The organism is Methylobacterium sp. GC_Met_2, assembly GCF_026540795.1.
Lineage (GTDB): Bacteria > Pseudomonadota > Alphaproteobacteria > Rhizobiales > Beijerinckiaceae > Methylobacterium.
Genome location: NZ_JALNUM010000272.1, coordinates 1 through 691 on the forward strand (window position 1 = coordinate 1; position 691 = coordinate 691).

At 69.0% G+C, this 691-nt stretch carries 1 pseudogene; it reads left to right on the forward strand.

From position 1 onward, the window contains the following. Positions 1 to 49: 49 nt before the first annotated feature. Positions 50 to 674, forward strand: a pseudogene (locus tag OXS49_RS33405) (transposase). The last annotated feature ends 17 nt before the right edge of the window (positions 675 to 691 follow it).

Genomic DNA, 691 nt, shown 5'->3' on the forward strand with positions numbered 1-691 from the left:
ACCAGCTCTCGTTGAGTGGGACTCACGGGGTAGCCTTGGCGGCTGAAGGGTGATTCTGTCTTCGGGTTTGGAGCCCGAGGAGATGGCATGGCTGCACCGGTGCCACTGCGGTCGGACTTCGACGCGGAGGGCCTGCGCGCCGTGGCCAAGTGCGCGCGCGATCCCGCCCATCCGCGGCGCCTGCTGGCTGTGTCGGCGATCTACGCGGGCGGCTCACGCTCGGCCGCCGCCGCTCTCGGCGGGGTCGGGCTCCAGACGGTGCGCGACTGGGTCGTGGCGTCTCGGTGTCCGGTCTGCCCCGCCCTCGGCAAAGGGGACGGCCTCGTCATGCCCCGCTGCACCACCGCGGCGATGGCCTTTCGTCTCGAAGAGATCGCCCAGGCCGTCGCCCCCGGTGCGCACGCCGTGCTGCTGCTCGATCAGGCCGGGTGGCACACCACCAGGAAACTCGTCGCGCCCGCCAACATCACCCTGCCGCCCCTGCCGGCCCGCCCCCCGAACTCAACCCGGTCGAGAACCTATGGCAGTTCATGCGCGACAACGGGCTCGGCAACCGCGTCTTCAAATCCCACGCCGACATCCTCGACCACTGCTGCCACGCCTGGAACAGCCTCATCGACCGACCCTGGCGCATCATGTCCATCGGACTGCGCACCGGGGCTCAGGAGTTCTGATCAATCAGCGTTGGTAT